Annotated in this window: 17 protein-coding genes; 2 read left to right on the forward strand and 15 right to left on the reverse strand. The window is 66.7% G+C overall.

Translation table 11 applies throughout. The features are described from left to right. The 6 genes from truB to rimP form a co-directional block, all read right to left on the reverse strand. The gene (gene truB, locus FLL57_RS21860; protein ID WP_013500031.1) at positions 1-1,098 is read right to left on the reverse strand and encodes a tRNA pseudouridine(55) synthase TruB; all 1,098 of its coding nucleotides are present in this window, start codon (positions 1,096-1,098) and stop codon (positions 1-3) included. Continuing rightward, positions 1,098-1,511 carry a 30S ribosome-binding factor RbfA gene (rbfA, locus tag FLL57_RS21865; protein ID WP_013500030.1) on the reverse strand — a complete coding sequence of 138 codons (414 nt, stop codon included), beginning with the start codon at positions 1,509-1,511 and terminating at the stop codon, positions 1,098-1,100. The genes truB and rbfA overlap by 1 nt, the downstream gene beginning before the upstream one ends. Before the next feature lie 215 nt (positions 1,512-1,726). Then, positions 1,727-4,393, reverse strand: coding sequence for a translation initiation factor IF-2 (infB, locus tag FLL57_RS21870; RefSeq protein ID WP_013500029.1), 2,667 nt, complete (start codon positions 4,391-4,393; stop codon positions 1,727-1,729). After that, entirely contained in the window at positions 4,386-5,177 is a 792-nt protein-coding gene (locus FLL57_RS21875; RefSeq protein ID WP_142884003.1) for an RNA-binding protein, read from the reverse strand. The genes infB and FLL57_RS21875 overlap by 8 nt, the downstream gene beginning before the upstream one ends. Positions 5,178-5,238: 61 nt before the next feature. Beyond that, positions 5,239-6,852, reverse strand: coding sequence for a transcription termination factor NusA (nusA, locus tag FLL57_RS21880; RefSeq protein WP_142884004.1), 1,614 nt, complete (start codon positions 6,850-6,852; stop codon positions 5,239-5,241). A 2-nt stretch (positions 6,853-6,854) separates the two neighbouring features. Further along, positions 6,855-7,634: a ribosome maturation factor RimP gene (gene rimP / locus FLL57_RS21885; RefSeq protein ID WP_047309126.1), complete on the reverse strand. Its 780-nt coding sequence runs from the start codon at positions 7,632-7,634 to the stop codon at positions 6,855-6,857. A gap of 336 nt (positions 7,635-7,970) precedes the next feature. On the opposite strand from rimP, the gene FLL57_RS21890 reads away from it, so the two are divergent. Together FLL57_RS21890 and FLL57_RS21895 are read left to right on the forward strand one after the other, a co-directional pair. Then, on the forward strand, positions 7,971-9,056 hold the full coding sequence (locus FLL57_RS21890) for a DUF2336 domain-containing protein (protein ID WP_013500025.1): 1,086 nt from the start codon (positions 7,971-7,973) through the stop codon (positions 9,054-9,056). 84 nt (positions 9,057-9,140) lie between these two features. Continuing rightward, positions 9,141-9,989, forward strand: coding sequence for a phytanoyl-CoA dioxygenase family protein (locus FLL57_RS21895; protein ID WP_047309127.1), 849 nt, complete (start codon positions 9,141-9,143; stop codon positions 9,987-9,989). Between the two features lie 12 nt (positions 9,990-10,001). On the opposite strand, the gene FLL57_RS21900 is transcribed toward FLL57_RS21895, so the two are convergent. The 9 genes from FLL57_RS21900 to FLL57_RS21940 all read right to left on the reverse strand — a co-directional run bounded on the left by FLL57_RS21900 (position 10,002) and on the right by FLL57_RS21940 (position 18,594). Next, positions 10,002-10,712, reverse strand: coding sequence for a tRNA (guanine(46)-N(7))-methyltransferase TrmB (locus FLL57_RS21900; protein ID WP_041807609.1), 711 nt, complete (start codon positions 10,710-10,712; stop codon positions 10,002-10,004). 192 nt (positions 10,713-10,904) lie between these two features. Beyond that, positions 10,905-11,324 (reverse strand): helix-turn-helix domain-containing protein, encoded by a 420-nt coding sequence (locus FLL57_RS21905; RefSeq protein ID WP_047309128.1) that lies wholly within the window; start codon positions 11,322-11,324, stop codon positions 10,905-10,907. A 200-nt stretch (positions 11,325-11,524) separates the two neighbouring features. Next, positions 11,525-13,135 carry an apolipoprotein N-acyltransferase gene (gene lnt, locus FLL57_RS21910; RefSeq protein ID WP_041806926.1) on the reverse strand — a complete coding sequence of 537 codons (1,611 nt, stop codon included), beginning with the start codon at positions 13,133-13,135 and terminating at the stop codon, positions 11,525-11,527. Next, positions 13,132-14,271 (reverse strand): hemolysin family protein, encoded by a 1,140-nt coding sequence (locus FLL57_RS21915; protein WP_142884005.1) that lies wholly within the window; start codon positions 14,269-14,271, stop codon positions 13,132-13,134. The genes lnt and FLL57_RS21915 overlap by 4 nt, the downstream gene beginning before the upstream one ends. Before the next feature lies 1 nt (position 14,272). Beyond that, entirely contained in the window at positions 14,273-14,776 is a 504-nt protein-coding gene (gene ybeY / locus FLL57_RS21920; protein WP_013500019.1) for an rRNA maturation RNase YbeY, read from the reverse strand. Between the two features lie 67 nt (positions 14,777-14,843). Continuing rightward, a complete protein-coding gene (locus FLL57_RS21925) occupies positions 14,844-15,839 on the reverse strand; it encodes a PhoH family protein (RefSeq protein ID WP_041806924.1) in 996 nt (331 codons plus the stop codon). A 69-nt stretch (positions 15,840-15,908) separates the two neighbouring features. After that, positions 15,909-17,300 carry a tRNA (N6-isopentenyl adenosine(37)-C2)-methylthiotransferase MiaB gene (gene miaB, locus FLL57_RS21930; RefSeq protein WP_013500017.1) on the reverse strand — a complete coding sequence of 464 codons (1,392 nt, stop codon included), beginning with the start codon at positions 17,298-17,300 and terminating at the stop codon, positions 15,909-15,911. Between the two features lie 117 nt (positions 17,301-17,417). Then, positions 17,418-18,077, reverse strand: coding sequence for an HAD family hydrolase (locus FLL57_RS21935; protein WP_013500016.1), 660 nt, complete (start codon positions 18,075-18,077; stop codon positions 17,418-17,420). A gap of 85 nt (positions 18,078-18,162) precedes the next feature. Then, positions 18,163-18,594 (reverse strand): Fur family transcriptional regulator, encoded by a 432-nt coding sequence (locus FLL57_RS21940; RefSeq protein ID WP_013500015.1) that lies wholly within the window; start codon positions 18,592-18,594, stop codon positions 18,163-18,165. Positions 18,595-18,614 lie beyond the last annotated feature (20 nt).

Consider the following 18,614-nt stretch of genomic DNA (forward strand, 5'->3'; position numbering starts at 1 on the left):
TCAGTGACTTTCTTTGAGACTCGGGCTGGCAGTCAGCCCGGTGAGGTTGAACACGCGCTTGGGGATGAGCTCGCCATTGCCGACTTCGGCGAGGGCCAGAAGCCGGCCTGCCACCGTGACATAGACTGTGCCGCTACAATGAGGCGCATCCCGTCCGCGCAACAAAACGGCCTGACCCCGATGGAGTCTTGCCGCATCAGCCCGTGTGACGGCCAGTGCCGGGATGTCGTCCAGCGCGGTCTCAACGGGCAGCAGCGCGTCGGCGAGGCTACCCTCGCCGGACGCGGCTCTATCGCACAAAGCCTGCAATTCTTCCAGCGGAATCATGTCCGCCTCGTCGAACGGACCGACCAGGGTGCGGCGCAGGGCGCAGATATGGCCGTAGCAGCCGAGCAGCCGGCCCATGTCACGGGCGAGCGCGCGGACGTAGGTACCTTTGCCGCATTCCGCTTCGAATACCGATTGACCGGTATCATGGTGCTCGACCAGGGTCAGTTCGTGAATCTCGACCGGGCGGGCCACAAGGGGCACCACCTCGCCGTCGCGCGCCAGGTCGTAGGCGCGCTCGCCCTGGATCTTCACGGCTGAATATTGCGGCGGAATCTGCTCGATCACCCCGGTGAAGCGCGGCAGCAGGGCCATGATCGCCTCTGCGGTCGGCCGCTCGGCGCTGGTCGCGACTGCCCGGCCTTCGGTGTCGTCGGTATCCCGTTCCTCGCCCCAAGCGACCGTGAAGCGGTAGCGCTTGCGGCCGTCCATCACGAACGGAACCGTCTTGGTGGCTTCGCCCATCGCGATCGGCAGCCCGCCCGAGGCGAGCGGGTCGAGGGTGCCGGCGTGGCCGGCGCGCTTGGCCGAGAACAGTCGCTTCACCACCGCGACCGCCTGGGTCGAGGTCATGCCGATCGGCTTGTCCATCACCACCCAGCCGTGAACGTCGCGCTTGTCGCGGCGCGGCTGCTTGCCGCCGCCGCGGCCGCCGTTGCGCGGGTCATTGTTGTCGCGCGGCTTGCGGTCCGGCATCGCGGTGGGGGTGGCGGCGGCGTCCTGCTGCGCGTCGTGCGGGGCAAGCAAAGCGTCGGGGGTGGTCACGGTCATCAATCCTGGTCCGAATCCGGTTCGAGGTCTTTCTGGACTGCCGGCGAGCGCAGCAGCCGGTCGATCCGCTCGGCCTCGGCGAAACGTTCGTCGATGCGGAAGCGGATGTCTGGGGCGAATTTGAGGGCGACGCGGTGGGCGATCTCGCCGCGCAGGAAGCGCTTGTGGTGTTCGAGCGCGTCCAGCACCAGCTTCTCGTCGCGACCGCCGAGCGGCATCACGTAGATCGTCGCGAGCTTGAGGTCGGGCGACATCCGCACTTCGGGAACGGTCACGAGGTGGCTTTCAAGCACCGGATCGTGGACGCCCCCCTGGCTGAGAATCTCCGCCACGGCGTGGCGCACGAGTTCGCCGACGCGCAGCGAGCGGGTCGAACCGCCGGACGGGGAGCTCTTCTGGTGATGGCGCGACATTGCTCGATTTCCAATATTCTCATGGCTGGCGAGGCGCAGTCGAAACGACTGCGCTCCTCACCATGAGGGCTGTGATTGATGAGGCTCCGATCACCTGGGATCGGGCCACCTGGTCTCAGGCCGTTGTCCCATCCCGAGCAGCCCGGCGGCGCTCGCAGAGCACGGCCGGGCGTCTCGAAAGATGAGCCGCTACGTCTCGCCTGTAAGAATCGGACTTACAGCGAGCGCTGGATGGTCTCGACGCGGTAGCACTCGATGATGTCGCCGGCCCGCATGTCGGTGTAGTTCTCGAACGCCATGCCGCATTCCTGGCCGGCGACGACTTCCTTCACTTCGTCCTTGAACCGCTTCAAGGTCGACAGCTTGCCTTCGTGCACCACGACGTTGTCGCGGATCAGGCGGACATTGGCGCCGCGCTCGACGGTGCCGTCGGTGACGCGGCAGCCGGCGACCTTGCCGACCTTGGAGATGTTGAAGATCTCCAGGATCTGCGCGTTGCCCAGCATGGTTTCGCGCAGGGTCGGCGCGAGCAGGCCGCTCATCGCCTTCTTAATATCATCCACCAGATCGTAGATGATGTTGTAGTAGCGGATCTCGATGCCGTTGCGCTTGGCGGCCGCAGCGGCCTCCTTGTTGGCGCGGACCGAGAAGCCGAGGATCACGGCGTTGAAGCCTTCCGCCAGCGTGACGTCGCTCTCGCTGATGCCGCCGACGCCGGCGTGCAGGATACGCGCGGCGACCTCGTCGGTGCCGAGCTTTTCCAGCGAGCCGAGGATCGCTTCCAGCGAGCCCTGCACGTCCGCCTTGACGATCAGCGGGAAGTCCTTGCGGCCCGAAGTCTTGAGCTGGGTCATCATCTGCTCGAGCGAGCCGCGCATGCCGGAGGTGGTGGCTGCGGACTTCTCTCGCTTCTGGTGCGCGCGGTAATCGGTGATCTGACGGGCGCGGGCTTCGTTCTCGACCACCGCGAGGCGGTCGCCGGCCTCGGGCGGGCCATTGAAGCCGAGCACCTCGACCGGCACCGACGGACCGGCTTCCTGCACGGTCTCGCCCTGATCGGAGATCAGCGCGCGGACCCGGCCCATCTCGGCGCCGGCCACGATGATGTCGCCGACCCGCAGGGTGCCGCGCTGGACCAGCACGGTGGCGACCGGGCCGCGGCCGCGGTCGAGCTTGGCTTCGATCACGGTGCCTTCGGCGGGGCGCTGGGTGTTGGTCTTCAGCTCGAGCAGTTCGGCCTGCAGCGCGATCATCTCGAGCAGCTTGTCGAGATTGATCTTGTTCTTGGCCGAAACCTCGACGTCGACAACATCGCCGCCCATCGATTCGACCTGGACGTTGTGCTGCAGCAGGTCGGTGCGGACGCGCTCCGGACGAGCGTCCGGCTTGTCGATCTTGTTGATCGCCACGATGATCGGAACACCGGCCGCCTTGGCGTGATTGATCGCCTCGATGGTCTGCGGCATCACGCCGTCGTCGGCCGCCACCACCAGGATCACGATGTCGGTGACCTTGGCGCCGCGGGCGCGCATCGCGGTGAACGCGGCGTGGCCGGGGGTGTCGATGAAGGTGATCTTCTTGCCGCTTTCCGGCGAGGTCACCTGATAGGCGCCGATGTGCTGGGTGATGCCGCCGGCTTCGCCCGACACCACGTTGGCGTGGCGCAGCGCGTCGAGCAGCGAGGTCTTGCCGTGGTCGACGTGGCCCATCACGGTCACGACCGGCGAGCGCGGCTCGGTGTCGGTCGAATCGTCGACGACGTCGAACAGGCCTTCTTCCACGTCGGACGCGGCGACGCGCTTGACCGTATGGCCCAGTTCTTCGGCGATGAGCTGCGCGGTATCGGCGTCGATCACGTCGGTGATCTTGTGCATCGCGCCCTGCTTCATCAGCAGACGGATCACGTCGACCGCGCGCTCGGACATGCGGTTGGCGAGTTCCTGGATGGCGATCACTTCGGGAATGACGACTTCACGCACCAGTTTTTCTTTCGGCTCGTTCGAGGCGTGTCCCTTCAGCCGCTGGGTCCGGCGACGGAACGAGGCGATCGAACGTTCGCGCACGTCGTCCGCGTTGAGCGCGGTGACGACGGTGAGGCGGCCGCGCTGCTTCGAGGCGCCCGGCTTGGCGGCGGGCTGCTTCGGCGGCGGCGCCGGACGGGCGGGGCCGCCCGGACGACGGATCATCCGCGGCGCTTCGTCGTCGTCGCCGGCTTCGGCGGCGACCGCCGGCGGGCGACCGCCCGGCGTGGCCGGACGCGCGGTGGTGGTGGTTGTGGTGCGCGCGGTCGTCGTCGCGGGCCGGGCGGGCGAGGCGGCGGTGGCGTCGGCCGGCTTCTTGGCCGGCTCGCTGTCGCCGAACCGCTTCTTGGCCTCGGTCTCGGCCTTGCGCTTGGCTTCCTCTTCGTGGCGATGGCGCTCTTCCTCGGCCTTGCGGCGGGCCTCGGCGGCCTCGCGCTCGGCGCGGTCGATCTTTTCCTGCTCGGCGCGGCGCTGCGCCTCGATCTCGGCCTGCTTGCGCTCCTCGATCTCGCGCACGCGGGCGTCGGCCAGCGCGGTGGCGCGAGCGGTGCGCTCGTCCTCGGTCAGGGTTCGCAGCACCATGCCGCTGCGCGACTGTTGCGGCGCCGGACGCGACTGCTGCTGCCGGCTCGGGGCAGCCGGCGCCGGTGCGGGCTTCTTCGCCACTTCGGGCGCCGCCGGCGCTGCGGCCGGCTCGTCGCCGCCGATGCGTCGCTTGCCGCGCTTTTCGACCACCACCTGCTTGCTACGGCCGTGGCTGAAGCTCTGGCGCACGACGCCCTGCTCGACGCGCGGCTTCAGCGTCAAGGTCTTGGTCGGCATCGTCAGAGTCTTGTCGCCAGGAGTTTTCGTATCAACCATTCAGTCGTCCCAATCCTTCAACGTCGTGCGCGTTCGCACGAACTTCGTCAGCAGCTCTTTCGTCAGCGGCGTCGTCAGCAACGTCTTTCGGCGTGTTGATCGGCGTTCCCGCAATAGCCGCAGTGGCATCGCCGTCATCCGCCAGCCGGTATCGGACCAGAATCTGGCAGCGCGACAGGAATGTTTGTCCGGCCGAGCCCGCAAGCACGGCAGCATGTATCACATTTGACCGCCCCAATGCCAAATCCAATTCTTCGGATGTGAGCGCGGTGAGACGAGGAAAATCGCGGCTTGCGGCGGTCTCTCCGTCGATTTGCCGACAAAGCCCGTCCAGCTTGCGGATTCCGTCCGCAGCGCCGTCGGCAGCGTGGATCAGGGCGACCGCCTCGCGGTTCTTCAGCGCGGTCTCGACCTTGCCGAAGCCGCAGACCACCTGGCCGGCCTTGGCGGTGATTGCCAGCGCATCCTGCGCCGACCGCACCAGCAGCCGCTCGATGGCGTCGGCGAGATCCGCCGGCGCCTTGACGTCGCGCTTGAATCCTTTGGCGAAGACGCGGCGGCGGACCGCCTGCGTCACCAGCGCGCGCGACGCCGTCACCCACAGCCCGCGGCCGGGCAGCTTGCGCTTCAGATCGGCCACCACTTCGCCCTGCGGGCCGACCACGAACCGGATCAGTTCTCCGGTCGGCCGGACCTGCCGTGTGACCGCGCACATCCGTTCGGTCGCGGGCGTTTTGGCCCGCGGTCCGTCGTCGAGATCTGCAGCGGCAGCGGCAGCGAGCATAAGTGCAGCGGACCTTTCATCTCACATGCTGCGCGGGTTCGGGTCGCGAGGCATCGGCGGGTCAGTCCGCCGCGGCTTCGGACACGTCGTCCGCAGGTTCCTCGTCGGAGGCAAGCTCCGACTCGTCGATCCAGCCGGCCTTGACGCGGGCCTGCATGATCAGGTGCTCGGCGTCCTCGCGCGACAGCTCCATGCCGTCGAGAATGCCGGGATACTTCACCGGCTCGCCGCCGTCCTTGCGCTCGGTCCAGCCGACCAGATCGTCGGTGGCGCAGCCGGCCAGATCCTCGACCGTCTTGACGTCGTTCTCGCCGAATTTGACCAGCATCTTCGATGTGACGCCGGGCACGTCCTTGAGCGCGTCCTCGACGCCGAGTTCCGTGCGGCGCGCCTCGAGCTCGGATTCGATCTGGTCGAGATATTCACGGGCGCGGGTCTGCAGCTCGGCCGCGGTCTCCTCGTCGAAACCTTCGATCGAGGCCAGCTCCCGCGGATCGACCAGCGCCAGTTCCTCGACCGAGGTGAAGCCTTCAGAGGCCAGCAACTGGCCGACCACCTCGTCGACGTTCAGCGCGTCCATGAAGGCCCGGGTGGTCTTCTCGAAATCGGCCTGACGGCGTTCGGATTCCTCGGTCTCGGTGAGGATGTCGATATCCCAGCCGGTGAGCTGCGAGGCCAGACGCACGTTCTGGCCGCGGCGGCCGATCGCAAGCGATAGCTGGTTATTGGTGTCCGGAACCACAACCTCGATCCGCTCGCGATCTTCGTCGATCACCACCTTGGAGACTTCGGCCGGCGCCAGGGCGTTGACCACGAAGGTGGCGATGTCCGGCGACCACGGGATGATGTCGATCTTCTCGCCCTGCAATTCGTTCACCACAGCCTGCACGCGCGAGCCGCGCATGCCGACGCAGGCGCCGACCGGGTCGACCGACGAATCGCGCGACACCACACCGATCTTGGCGCGCGAGCCGGGATCGCGGGCGACCGCCTTGATCTCGACGATGCCGTCGTAGATTTCCGGCACTTCCTGGGCGAACAGCTTGGCCATGAACTGCGGATGGGTGCGCGACAGGAAGATCTGCGGCCCGCGGGTCTCGCGGCGGACGTCGAACACATAGGCGCGGACGCGGTCGCCGTTGCGGAACGACTCACGCGGCAGCATCTCGTCGCGGCGGATGATCGCTTCGCCACGGCCGAGGTCGACGATCACGCTGCCGTATTCGACGCGCTTGACGACGCCGTTGACGATGTCGCCGATGCGATCCTTGAATTCCATGTACTGGCGGTCGCGCTCGGCCTCGCGGACCTTCTGCACGATCACCTGCTTGGCCGACTGCGCGGCGATGCGGCCGTATTCGAGCGGCGGCAGGGTGTCGGCGATGGTGTCGCCGATCTGGGCACCCGGATTGGCGCGCTGCGCGTCCTTCAGCGAAATCTGGTTGGCGGGGTTCTCGACCTGCTCGACCACCAGCATGTGGCGCGACAGCCGCAGCTCGCCCTTCTTCGGATCGATCTCGGCGTGGACATCGGTCTCCGAGCCGTAGCGGGCGCGCGCCGCCTTGGCGATCGCGTCCTCCATCGCGGCGATCACGATGCCGCGGTCGATGGTTTTCTCGCGAGCCACCGCATCGGCGATCTGCAGCAGTTCCAGCCTATTGGCGCTGACGGCCATGGTCAGTCTCCCTCAGAGGTGTCGATCTCGCCGCGCCGCGCTCTGTCGGCGGCGAGGCGGTGTTGCTTGGTGTTCTGCGGTTTCGGCTTGGCCGCGGCCTTGGCGGCCTTGGCGCCGCGCTTGGGTGCCTGGCTCTTAGTCGGATCGCTGCGCTTGGCGTGCGGCGGCGGCTCCGGTGCCAGCCCGAGGCTCTGCTTCAGGTCGCGCTCGGCCTGTTTGCCGCGGCGCATCGATTCGGCGACCAACTCGTCGGTCAGCACCAGCCGCGCATCGCCGATGTCGTGCATCGGCAGCAGCACCAGCGGGTCTTCGCCCTTGGGCGCTTCGTCGCGCTGGATCCGCACCGCGTCACCCTCGACGCCGTCGAGGAGGCCGCGGAAGCGCTTGCGGCCCTGATGCGCCACGGCCATTTCGACCTTGACCAAGTGCCCGGCGTAGCGGGCGAAATCCGAACGGCGGACCAGTGGCCGGTCGATCCCCGGCGAGGAGATCTCGAGCCGGTAGGCGCGGTCGATCGGGTCGGCGACGTCGAGCACCGGCGACAGCGCCCGCGATACCGCTTCGCAATCGTCGATCAACATGGTGCCGTCCGGCCGCTCGGCCATGATCTGCACCGTGCAACCGGCTTCGCCCGACACTTTGATCCGAACCAGGCGGTACCCCATTGCCAACAAGACCGGCTCCGCGACAGCGCAGAACCGCGCTGCGACGCCGGGCTCGATCACCAGGCGCGGTTCGGCCAGCAGATCGGTGTCCGGTGTTACGGCGGTCGGTTCGGTCATATCCTGGGTCAAAGCGTTCTAAAGTCTCGCCGATTTGCGGTATCTAGGTGGTGAATGAGGCCGTGCGCCCCACGGCGCTTCGGTCCGAGTCCGACGATCCAGGTAATAAAAAAGAGCGGGTCCCGCAGGGCCCACTCTCGATACGGATCGTATGAGAATTTCGAAGTGACGCCGATATAGCGCTTTTCGGGCCCAGCGACAAGAGCCGAGCGGCGCCGGCCGCTCCGCCGGCGAACGTCCGGCCCGCGCAAATGCGACGCGGCGGCTCAACCCTTCGTTCACGCCGCGTCTTTAGGTTCCGGCTGTACCGATGCGGCCTGACCGCGAGAACGATGGATGTCTGCCGCGAATTCTCTCCTTCCCGAACTCGACGACATCGTCAGGCAGGGCGACCCTGTCCGGCGCGCCGATGCCGTGCGCCGCATTTCGGACCTTTACGTGCGCGGAGCCGACAGCTTTCGGCCCGATCACGTGGCGCTGTTCGACGGCATCCTGCTGACGCTGGTGCCGGAGATCGACGTCGAGGTCCGCAGCGAGCTGGCGCGGCGGTTCTCGGAAGTCGGCAACGCGCCGCCGCAACTGATCCGGCAATTGGTGCACGACCAGGACATCGGAATTGCCGGGCCGCTGCTGCGGCGTTCGGCGATGATCGACGATTCGACCCTGGTCGAGCTCGCCAAGCAGCGTGGCCAGACCCATCTGCTGGCGATCTCGGAACGTTCCGCCATCGCGCCCCCGGTCACCGATGTGATCGTCCGGCGCGGCGACCGTGACGTGGTGCGCAAAGTCGCGAGCAATCTCGGCGCCCAGTTCTCCGATACCGGGTTCAACGGCCTGATCCGCCGCGCCGCGCAGGACGGCGTGCTGGCGATCGCGGTCGGTACCCGGGACGATCTGTCGGCTCCGCGGCTGAAGGATCTCCTCGCGTGCTCGACCGACCTGGTGCGGCGCCGGCTGTTCGAAAGCGCGCGGCCGAGCGCCCGGATCGCCATCAACCGCGCGATGCGCGAACTCGCCGGCGAATCCCGGCAGCCCTCGGTCCAGCGCGAATTCGACACGGCGCAGCGTCTGGTGGTCAGCCTGCACAACAAGGGCGAACTGAACGAGGCCACCGTTCTGGGCTTCGCCCGCGAGCATCAGTACGAAGAGACCGTTGCGGCGCTATCGGCGATGACCGGCACCCGGATCTCGACGCTCGATCAAATGATGTCGGGCGAGCGCCACGATCCGGTGCTGATCCTCGGCAAGGCGCTCGGGTTCGGCTGGGCGACGGTGCGGGCGTTGATCGGGCTGCGGCTAGGCCCGGACCGCTCGGTGGTCTGCCCCGATGTCGAGGAGGCGCAGCACAATTTCGAGCGGCTGGCGCCGTCGACGGCGCAGCGAGTGCTCGGCTTCTGGAAAATGCGGCAGGCCGACGCCTGAAGCGGCGCCCGGCTGACAGCGTGGCCGATTTCCTCCTATGCTGGCCTCAACGGCGCGCCACAGCGCCGGCCAGGGAGGACGATCATGCTCAGCGAGGCTGAAATCACCACGCATGCCCGGCGCATTCGCGATGACGGCTACACCGTGATCGAGCGGGCCGCCGATCCCGCATTGGTGGCGGCGCTTATCGAGGCGGTCGAACGGATCGAGCGCGACCACCAGCTCGATTGTGCAAAGACGTCGTTCGAAGGCTTCAAGACGCTGCGGGTCAACAACCTGCTGACCTACGACGAGGTGTTCTGGCAGGTGCCGCTGCACGGTAGCGTGCTGCCGATCGTCGAAGCGGTGCTCGACAAGGAGTGCCTGCTGTCGTCGTTCTGCTCGCTGGTGCTCGGGCCCGGCCAGGAGGCGCAGCCGATCCACGAAGATACCCAACTCATTCCGCTGCCGCGGCCGCACATTCCGATCACGCTGAACGCGATCTGGGCGCTGTCGGACTTCACCGCAACTAACGGCGCGACGCGGATCATTCCCGGAAGTCATAAGTACGAGACCTCGCCGGTGTACGGCCAGGACTACGACGCGATCACCGCGACGATGCCGGCGGGCAGCGTGATGCTGTTCGACAGCGCGCTGTGGCACGGCGGCGGCCCCAATACATCGGAGGCGCGCCGCTTTGCGTTCTCCTGCGCCTATTGCTGGGGGTGGATGCGGCAGCAGGAGAACCTGCAGCTCGGAATTCCCAGAGAGATCGCGCAGCGCTTCCCGCGGCGGCTGCAGGAGCTGTGCGGTTACAGCGTCTACAAAGGTCAGTTCGGCCACATCGACAATCACGATCCGATCGAACTGCTCGGCCGTGAACGCGGCAAGCGGATGGTGTGGGAGGCCACCGACGTCCGCAACGCTCGTCGCGCCGCGCAGACGGCGAACTAATCGCCGGCCGGGTCAGGCTCGTTCGAAACGCAGATAGTTGGCGCGCCGGCCCTCGCGCTCAGCTTTGCGGCCGTACCGCGTCATCGTGTAGTTCGGCCACGGCTTGCGCCAGTCGTCGGCGCGCTCGGCGAGCCAGTCGAAATCGGGTGCGCGTAGCAGATGCGCCAGCGTCCAGGCGTTGTAGCCGTCGATGTCGCTGACGAAGCGGAATTCGCCGTGCGGCGCCAGCGCGCGCGACATCGCCGTGACGGTGCCGTCCTGTACGAAGCGTCGCTTCCAGTGCCGCCGCTTCGGCCACGGATCGGGATGAATCAGATCGATCCGCGCCAGCGAGCCGGCCGGCACCCAGGCCAGCAGCTCGGAGGCGTCCCCGGCGAACAGCCGGATGTTGCGGATGTTGTCGGCCTCGATCCGCGCCAGGATCTTGGCCATGCCGTTGACGTATGGTTCGGCGCCGATGAACCCGGTGTCCGGATGGGCCAGCGCTTCGGCGATCAGATGCTCACCGCCGCCGAAGCCGATCTCGAGGCGAACATGTTCGATCGGCGGATCGAACAGCGCGGTGAGCGGTTCGGGAGCCGGCCCGCCGATCTGCAGCGCCAGATGCGGCAGCAGATGCTCGATCAGGTCGGCCTGATGGGCGCGCAGCTTGTGGCCCTTGCGGCGGCCGAAGAACGATCCCTGGCCGTGCATCGTGACGTCGTGCATCGTGCCATCGTGCATTGTGACGTCGCCGTCGCGATCGTCACTATCTGGTGCCGAGTCCGGCTGATCAATATTGAACATCAAGCGACCGTGCTCGCACTTCTGCAGCAGGCCGCCCTGCATGCAGGGCCGCCGTCTTGTTCGACCGTGAACGAAAAACCGGCCCCGCTTATATCATGGCGGAGGCCGGCGCGATGGAAGGTCGGTCGATCAGTTGGTCTCGTCCGCTTCGCGCGCGGCGATCCGTTCGACGAGATCGACGATGCTGCGACGAAGCTTGGCATCGGTGATCTTGGTAAAGGCGCGGGTCAGCGCCAGACCTTCGGAAGTCGCGAGAAAATCGGACACGTATGAAGGCGACGGCGCCTCACTGAAGCCGCTACCGTTGGCGAGGCCGCCGCTCGGGCCGCCTTCGAACAAGAAGGATACCGGGACCTGCAGGACTTCAGCGATCTGCTGAATGCGGCTGGCGCCGACGCGGTTGGTCCCCTTCTCGTACTTTTGCACTTGCTGAAAAGTCAGACCCAGCGCTTCGCCGAGCTTCTCCTGACTCATGCCCAGCATGATGCGTCGCATGCGCACACGGCTGCCGACGTATTTGTCAACAGGATTGGGCGCTTTAGTCGACATCTCACTTACTCCTCAGGCACGTGCATACGCCAACAGTTAGCGTATGCGGGTTGGAATACGCCTCAAATATTGGAGTCGTCAAATGTCTTTGGAATCCGACGGGGATTCGGCGTTAATTTACGCCGAGGACAATTCGCGGCCTACAAGAGTGCGAATTTTCTCGAACTTAATCTCTGGTTGCGTCAACGGGCTGCGTATTATCACGAACCCGCCGGGCGCTTTCGTAATAGTACAAGCATCATCACTAACGCAACCAGCACGGCTGCAGGAAGTTCGCCCACCCGCGCATAGATCGTCGGAGCGATCGGCGCCGGCAGCCCCGAATCCAGCACCCCTTCGATGCCGAGGCCGAGCTCCGCGACGATCCGCCCGACCGGATCGATCACCGCGGAAACACCGGTGTTCGCTGCGCGAACCAGCGGCAGACCTTGCTCGATCGCACGCATCCGCGCCTGCTGCAGATGCTGATACGGACCGCTGGAAATGCCGAACCAGCCGTCGTTCGTGAGATTCAGCATCCAGCCGGGACGAGGCGTGCCGACGCTGATCTCGTCGGGAAAGATCGCCTCGTAGCAGATCAGCGGCAGCACCGGCGGGGCGTTGGGCAGGTCGAGATTGTGACGCGCCACACCGGATAAAAATCCGCCCTGCACCTTGGTGAGCTGAACGAAGCCGACCTTTTCCATCAGATTCTGGTACGGCAGAAATTCCCCGAATGGGACCAGATGCAGCTTGTCGTAGATCGACAGGATGCCGCCATCGTGATCGATCGCGTAGATCGAGTTGTAGGCGCGGGTAATCCGGCGCCCCGGCGGTAACTCGGGCGGGCGGACGGCGCCGGTCAGCAGCACCGTGCCTTTCGGCAGCAGATCGGCGATCTGCGCCATTGCGTCGGCTTCCCGCGACAGGAAGAACGGAAACGCCGATTCCGGCCAGATCAGCAACGAAACATCGCGCACGCCGGTGGATTTCGGTCCCGTCGAGCGATCCGACAGCGACAGATATTTCTGCATCACGTCCGCCTTGGCGGAGTAGTTGAAGCGGGCATCCTGCGGCAGATTGGGCTGCATGATCCGCAGCCGGACATTGTCGACGAGCTGGGTCGGCGACAATTTGAGTCGAATGCCGCCATAAACCGTCATCGCCGCCAGCACGCACAGTGCGGCGACCGGAGCCGCCCAGCGCCGCCGGGCGTCGGGGCCTCCGTCGATCAGCACCGCGGGCGAGGCGAAGATCGCCACCGCCAGCAGGGTCAGTCCCCACAGTCCGATCAGCGAGATGCTCTGCGCCAGCGCCAGCGGTTCGGTCAGTGCGTAGCCGAACGCATTCCACGGAAAGCCGGTCAGCAGATGGCCGCGCAGCCACTCGCTGATCGTCAGGCCGAGGGCGAGCGACAGGATGCGTAAACCATCGGGGCGCCACAGCAGCCGCGCCACCGCGAAGCCGAGCGCGGTGAACAGCGCCAGATAGGCCGGCAGCCCGCAAACCGCGACCGGCAGCAGCCAGGCAAAGGTGTCGGCGTCGACCAGAAACGCGTAGCCGATCCAGTACAGGCCGGGCACGAAATAACCGAACCCGAACCACCACCCGGCCATCGCGGCCGCGGGGACGCCGCGCCGCTTGCCGGCCGCGGCGCCGTCGATCAGCCACACCACGACCGGGAAAGTGACGAACAGGATCGGCCAGGCGTTGAAGGGGGCCATCGCTAGCGACGACAGCGCCCCGGCGAGCAGCGCGATCACCGCACGCTTCCAGCCCCACGCCAGGATGATGCCCGAGGCGATCCGGCTCAGCACGCCCTGACGCATCACGGCGAGCCGGTTCCGTCGCCGGTCGGCGGGGTCGGGCCGGGGCTCTCGGTCGCCTGAGCGATCGAATCCGGCGCTGCCGCCTCGCGGCGGCGGCTGTCGCGCGATCGCGGCGCCGGGCGCTCCTTGCGCGGCCCGATCCGCAGCCGCTTCACCCGCCGCGGGTCGGCGTCGAGCACCTCGAACTCGAAATTGCCGGGACCGGCGATCACCTCGCCGCGCACCGGCAGCCGGCCGACGTGATTGACCAGATAGCCGCCGAGCGTCTCGACGTCCTCGCCTGCTTCGCCGGTGACGAACTGATCACCGATCATCGCACAGACGTCTTCGAGACTGGCCTTGGCATCGGCGATGAACGAGCCGTCGGCCTGACGGACGATCGCCGGCGGCTCGGTCGAGTCGTGCTCGTCGTCGATCTCGCCGACGATCTGTTCGACGATGTCCTCGATCGACACCAATCCGTCGGTGCCGCCGTATTCGTCGACCACCAGCGCCAGATGGATGCGCGCCGCCTGCATCTGTGCCAAGAGATCGATCGCCCGCATCGACGGCGGCACGTACAGCAGCTTGCGGATGATGCCGGTTTCGGTCAGCGGCATCTTCAGATCGATGGCGCGCAGGTCCAGCCCGGCCGGCAGCGCCTTCTTGCGCTTGGCCACGGTCTCCGGCGGTACCTTGGCGTTGGCGGTCATGAACGCGACGAGGTCGCGGATGTGGACGATGCCGACCGGATCGTCGAGCGTCTCGTTGTACACCACGAGGCGCGAATGAGCGGCGTTCTGGAACAGGCTCAGCAATTCGCCGAGCTGGATGTCCTGCTTGATCGCGACGATGTCGGCACGGTGCACCATCACGTCGGCGATCCGGCGATCGTGCAGCCCGAGGATGTTGCGCAGCATTGTGCGCTCGAGCGTCGAGAAGCCGGTATCGTCGGGCGGGCTGGTGTCGAGCACCACCTGCAGATCGTCGCGCACCGAGCCGGGCTTCCAGCCGAACAGCGAACGGATCGCGCGGATCAGCCAGTTGCTGCCGTGCGGATTCAGCACCTCGCCCTGATGCACCACTGCGGGCAGTTGGCCGCGCGCAGTGTCCTGCAACGAGGGCTGCGAATCGGATGGGGCTCTGTCGCCGTCGGGCATGTCAGTTCACCCGATCCTGGCCGGCATAGGGGTCCGGAATCCCGAGCCGCGCGAGAATGGTCCGCTCGGCGTCTTCCATCTCGTCGGCTTGCTGATCGGTCTCGTGATCGTAGCCGACAAGATGCAGAAAGCCGTGCACGGCGAGGTGGCTGAGGTGATGACCGAACGGCTTGCCTTCGTCGTCGGCCTCGCGGCGGACGGTCTGATACGCGATCGCGATGTCGCCGAGCATCCGCGGCGCGCCGTCCGGCTGTACTTCGGGCTGAGCCGCCGGAAACGACAGCACGTTGGTCGGCTTGTCCTTGCCGCGAAACGATGCGTTCAAAGCCCGGATGTGCTCGTCGTCGGTCAGCATCACCGCCAGCTCGGCGCCGCCGGTCCCGGCATCGATCGCTTCCGCGGCGGTTTCGATCGCACGCAGGACGACGGCTTCGGCCGAGGATTCGGCCTGCCAGCAATCGGCTTCGATCACGACTTCGGTGACAGGATGGGCGGTGCGGGTCATTGGAACGAAGTTACTGTCCAGGGTCGGCCCGTTGCAATCCGGGCGGCGCCCAGGCGGGGGTGCGACATCACGACTTACCATTCGCCGGCTTCTGCGGCGCTCCTTCATAGGCGGCGACGATCCGCGCCACCAGTTCGTGGCGGATCACGTCCTCGGCCCTGAACTCCACTTGGGCGATGCCCTCGACCCCGGACAACAGCCGCACCGCCTCGGACAGGCCGGAGGTCTGGCCGTTCGGCAGGTCGACCTGGCTGGGGTCGCCGGTGATGATCATTCGGCTGTTTTCGCCGAGCCGGGTGAGAAACATTTTCATCTGCATCGAGGTGGTGTTCTGCGCCTCGTCGAGGATGATCGCCGCGTTGGTCAGGGTGCGGCCGCGCATGAACGCCAGCGGCGCGATCTCGATCTCGCCGGATTGCAGCGCCCGTTCGACGATCCGCGCATCCATCAGATCGTACAGCGCGTCGTAGATCGGGCGCAGGTAGGGATCGACTTTTTCGCGCAGGTCGCCGGGCAGAAAGCCGAGCCGCTCGCCGGCCTCGACCGCCGGCCGCGACAGGATGATGCGGTCGACTTCCTTGCGTTCGAACAATTGCGCGGCCTGGGCGACCGCCAGCCAGGTCTTGCCGGTGCCGGCCGGGCCGATGCCGAACACCAGTTCGTGGCGCTTCAGGGCGCGGATGTAGGAGTCCTGCGCGGCGGTGCGCGCCCGCACCGGGCGTTTGCGCAGGTTGATCGCCTCGAACGCCGTGCCGGACGGCTGCTTGGTGTCGAATTCGAACAGCGAGCCCTGGGCGATCACCGCGCGGATCGCGCCTTCGACGTCGCCCTGGGACAGGTCGTGGCCGGACACCGCCTGCGCATACAGCGTCTCCAGCACGCGCCGGGCGGCGTCGCAGCCTTCCCGCGAGCCGCCGATGGAGATGTGATTGCCGCGCGAATCCACCACCACGCCGAGCTTGCGCTCGATCTGAGCGAGGTTCTGGCCGTAGGGACCGACCAGGGCCGAGGCGGCGCGGTTGTCGTCGAAATCGATGACGACCTGGGTTTCGGGCGGGTTCAAGCTGTCGCGATCGGGTTTGCGGCGGGAAACGAGCGAGGACGATTCCGGTGCGCTTCTGACCAAGGGGGCTCAGGCTCCTGTGGCGGCCATCGCATCGGCCGGCCGGGAGGTTGCGGATGCGAGTTCGCCGAGCAGACTGTAGCGTTCGAGGCTGTCGACGCGGACCGGCAGCACCTGCCCGACGATGCTGTCGGGCGCCATCACGTGCGCCGGCTGAAGATAGGCGGTGCGGCCGACGATCTGGCCGGGCTTGCGGCCGGCGCGTTCGAACAGCACCTCCACGGTCCGTCCGATCGCGGCCTTGTTGAAGGCCGCTTGCTGCTGGTCGATCAATTGCTGGAGCCGCTCCAACCGCTCGTCCATGACCGCTGCGGGCACCATCTCCGGCATCTCCGCCGCGGGCGTGCCGGGCCGCGGCGAGTATTTGAACGAATACGCCCCAGCGTAGCCGATTTGTGCGACGAGCGCGAGAGTCGCCGAAAAATCCCGCTCGGTTTCGCCGGGGAACCCGACGATGAAGTCCGACGAGAACGCGATGGCGTCGGACGCGGCGCGGAACCGGTCGATCACCCGGCGATAATCGTCGGCGGTGTGCTTGCGGTTCATCGCCGCCAGGATGCGGTCGGAGCCGGATTGCACCGGCAGATGCACGAACGGCATCAGCGCCGGCAGATCGCGGTGCGCGGTCAGAAGATCGTCGTCGACGTCGTTGGGATGGCTGGTCGAATAGCGCAGCCGGACGATGCCCGGGATCTCGGCGAGGCGCCGCACCAGGCGCCCCAGCGACCACGCGCCGCCGTTCGGCCCGTCGCCGTGATAGGCGTTGACGTTCTGGCCGATCAGCGTGACCTCGCGGACCCCATGGTCGGCGAGCCGCTGGACGTCCGCGATGATCGCCGCCACCGGGCGCGACATCTCGGCACCACGGGTATAGGGCACCACGCAGAAGGTGCAGAATTTGTCGCAGCCTTCCTGGACCGTGACGAATGCCGAGATTCCGCGGGCGCGGATCGCGTCCGGCGCCGGCTGCGGCAGCACGCCGAATTTGTCGTCGATCGGGAACTCGGTCTCCAGCGCGCGGCCGTCGCGGTTCGCCCGCGCCAGCAGTTGCGGCAAGTTGTGATAGCTCTGCGGTCCGACCACGACGTCGACCACCGGCGCGCGGCGGATGATCTCTTCGCCTTCGGCCTGCGCCACGCACCCCGCGACCGCGATCTGCATCCGCCGGCCGTGGCTGGCGGCCTCGTCGCGCGCGACCCGCAGCCGGCCGAGTTCGGAATAGACCTTCTCGGACGCCTTCTCGCGGATGTGGCAGGTGTTCAGGATCACCAGGTCGGCGTCATCCACGTTCGCAGTCTCGACAAAGCCTTCCGGCGCCAGCGCGTCCACCATGCGCTGGGCATCGTAGACATTCATCTGACAGCCGTATGACTTGATGTGCAGCTTGCGCGGCGGAGACATCGTGTGCGGGAGCCCGGAACAAAAAACGCGCGTCTGGCGCGCGCTGCTGACTTATAGGCGAAACCCGCCGAAATCCAGCCGCGGCCGCCGATTTGCCGCGCCCGGCCCGCCCGAAGATCAGATTTCTTCAATGATTCTAGGCAATTGCCGCATGTCGGCAAAGCAGCGGTCGGCGCCGGCGGCGCGCAGGGCGGCTGCCGTGGCGCCGACGCAATGGCTGCCGCCGTGAAAACCGAGCACCGTCATGCCGGCCGCCTTGGCCCCCAGCACCCCCGGCACGCTGTCTTCGATCACCACGCAGCGTTCAGGCGGCGCCCCCATTCGGGCTGCGGCGAACAGAAACAGATCGGGCGCCGGCTTGCCGCGGGCGACCTGCTCGGCCGAGAACAGGTGCGGCGCGAATCGGGCGTGCAGGCCCGCATGGGTCAGCGCTACCCGGATGCGATCCAGCGTGCCGCTCGAGGCGACGCAGAACGGTCGTCCCAGGGCGTCGAGCGCAGCGGAGACGAACGGTATCGGCTGCAGCGTTTCGGCGAAGGCGCGGAGCAGTTCGTCGAGCAGATGGGTTTCGAGATCGTCGGCGAACGGACGGCCCAGCTCGGCTTCGATTTCACGCCGCGCTTCGCGCCCCGATCTGCCGAGGAAACGCGCCGCGACCTGATCGGGCGTGATCGGATAGCCGTAGCGGGTCAGGGTCTCGGCGTGAACGCGGCAGGAGATCAGCTCGCTGTCGACCAGCACGCCGTCGCAATCGAAGATGACGAGGTCGGGGGTCACGTCTGCGGCCGGCTGCGATTCGAACTAACAACGCCGCGAACCGGGCGGCTCGCGGCGGATCGATGGATGCAGGAGCTGCTGCGGCTCAGGACTTTTCGTCTTCCAGCGGTACGCAATACAGTTCGAGCCGATGATCGACCAGCTTGTAGCCGAGCCGCCGGGCGATCTCCGCCTGCAGCTTCTCGATCTCTTCGTTGGTGAACTCGATCACCTTGCCGTCGCGCAGGTTGATCAGATGATCGTGGTGGCTGTCGCGCATCTGTTCGTAGCGCGCACGTCCCTCACGGAAGTCGTGCCGCTCGATGATGCCGGCGTCCTCGAACAGCTTCACGGTGCGATACACCGTGGAGATCGAGATCTTGTCGTCGATCGCGACGCAGCGGGTGTACAGTTCCTCGACGTCGGGATGATCCTGCGAGTCCGCGAGGACACGTGCAATCACGCGGCGCTGCTCCGTCATGCGCATGCCGGTGGCGGCGCAGCGGGCTTCGATTTCAGTTGCCTTGGGTTCGGACATCGGCGTCAACGTGGTTGCGG

The sequence above is a fragment of the Rhodopseudomonas palustris genome, assembly GCF_007005445.1.
Lineage (GTDB): Bacteria > Pseudomonadota > Alphaproteobacteria > Rhizobiales > Xanthobacteraceae > Rhodopseudomonas > Rhodopseudomonas palustris_G.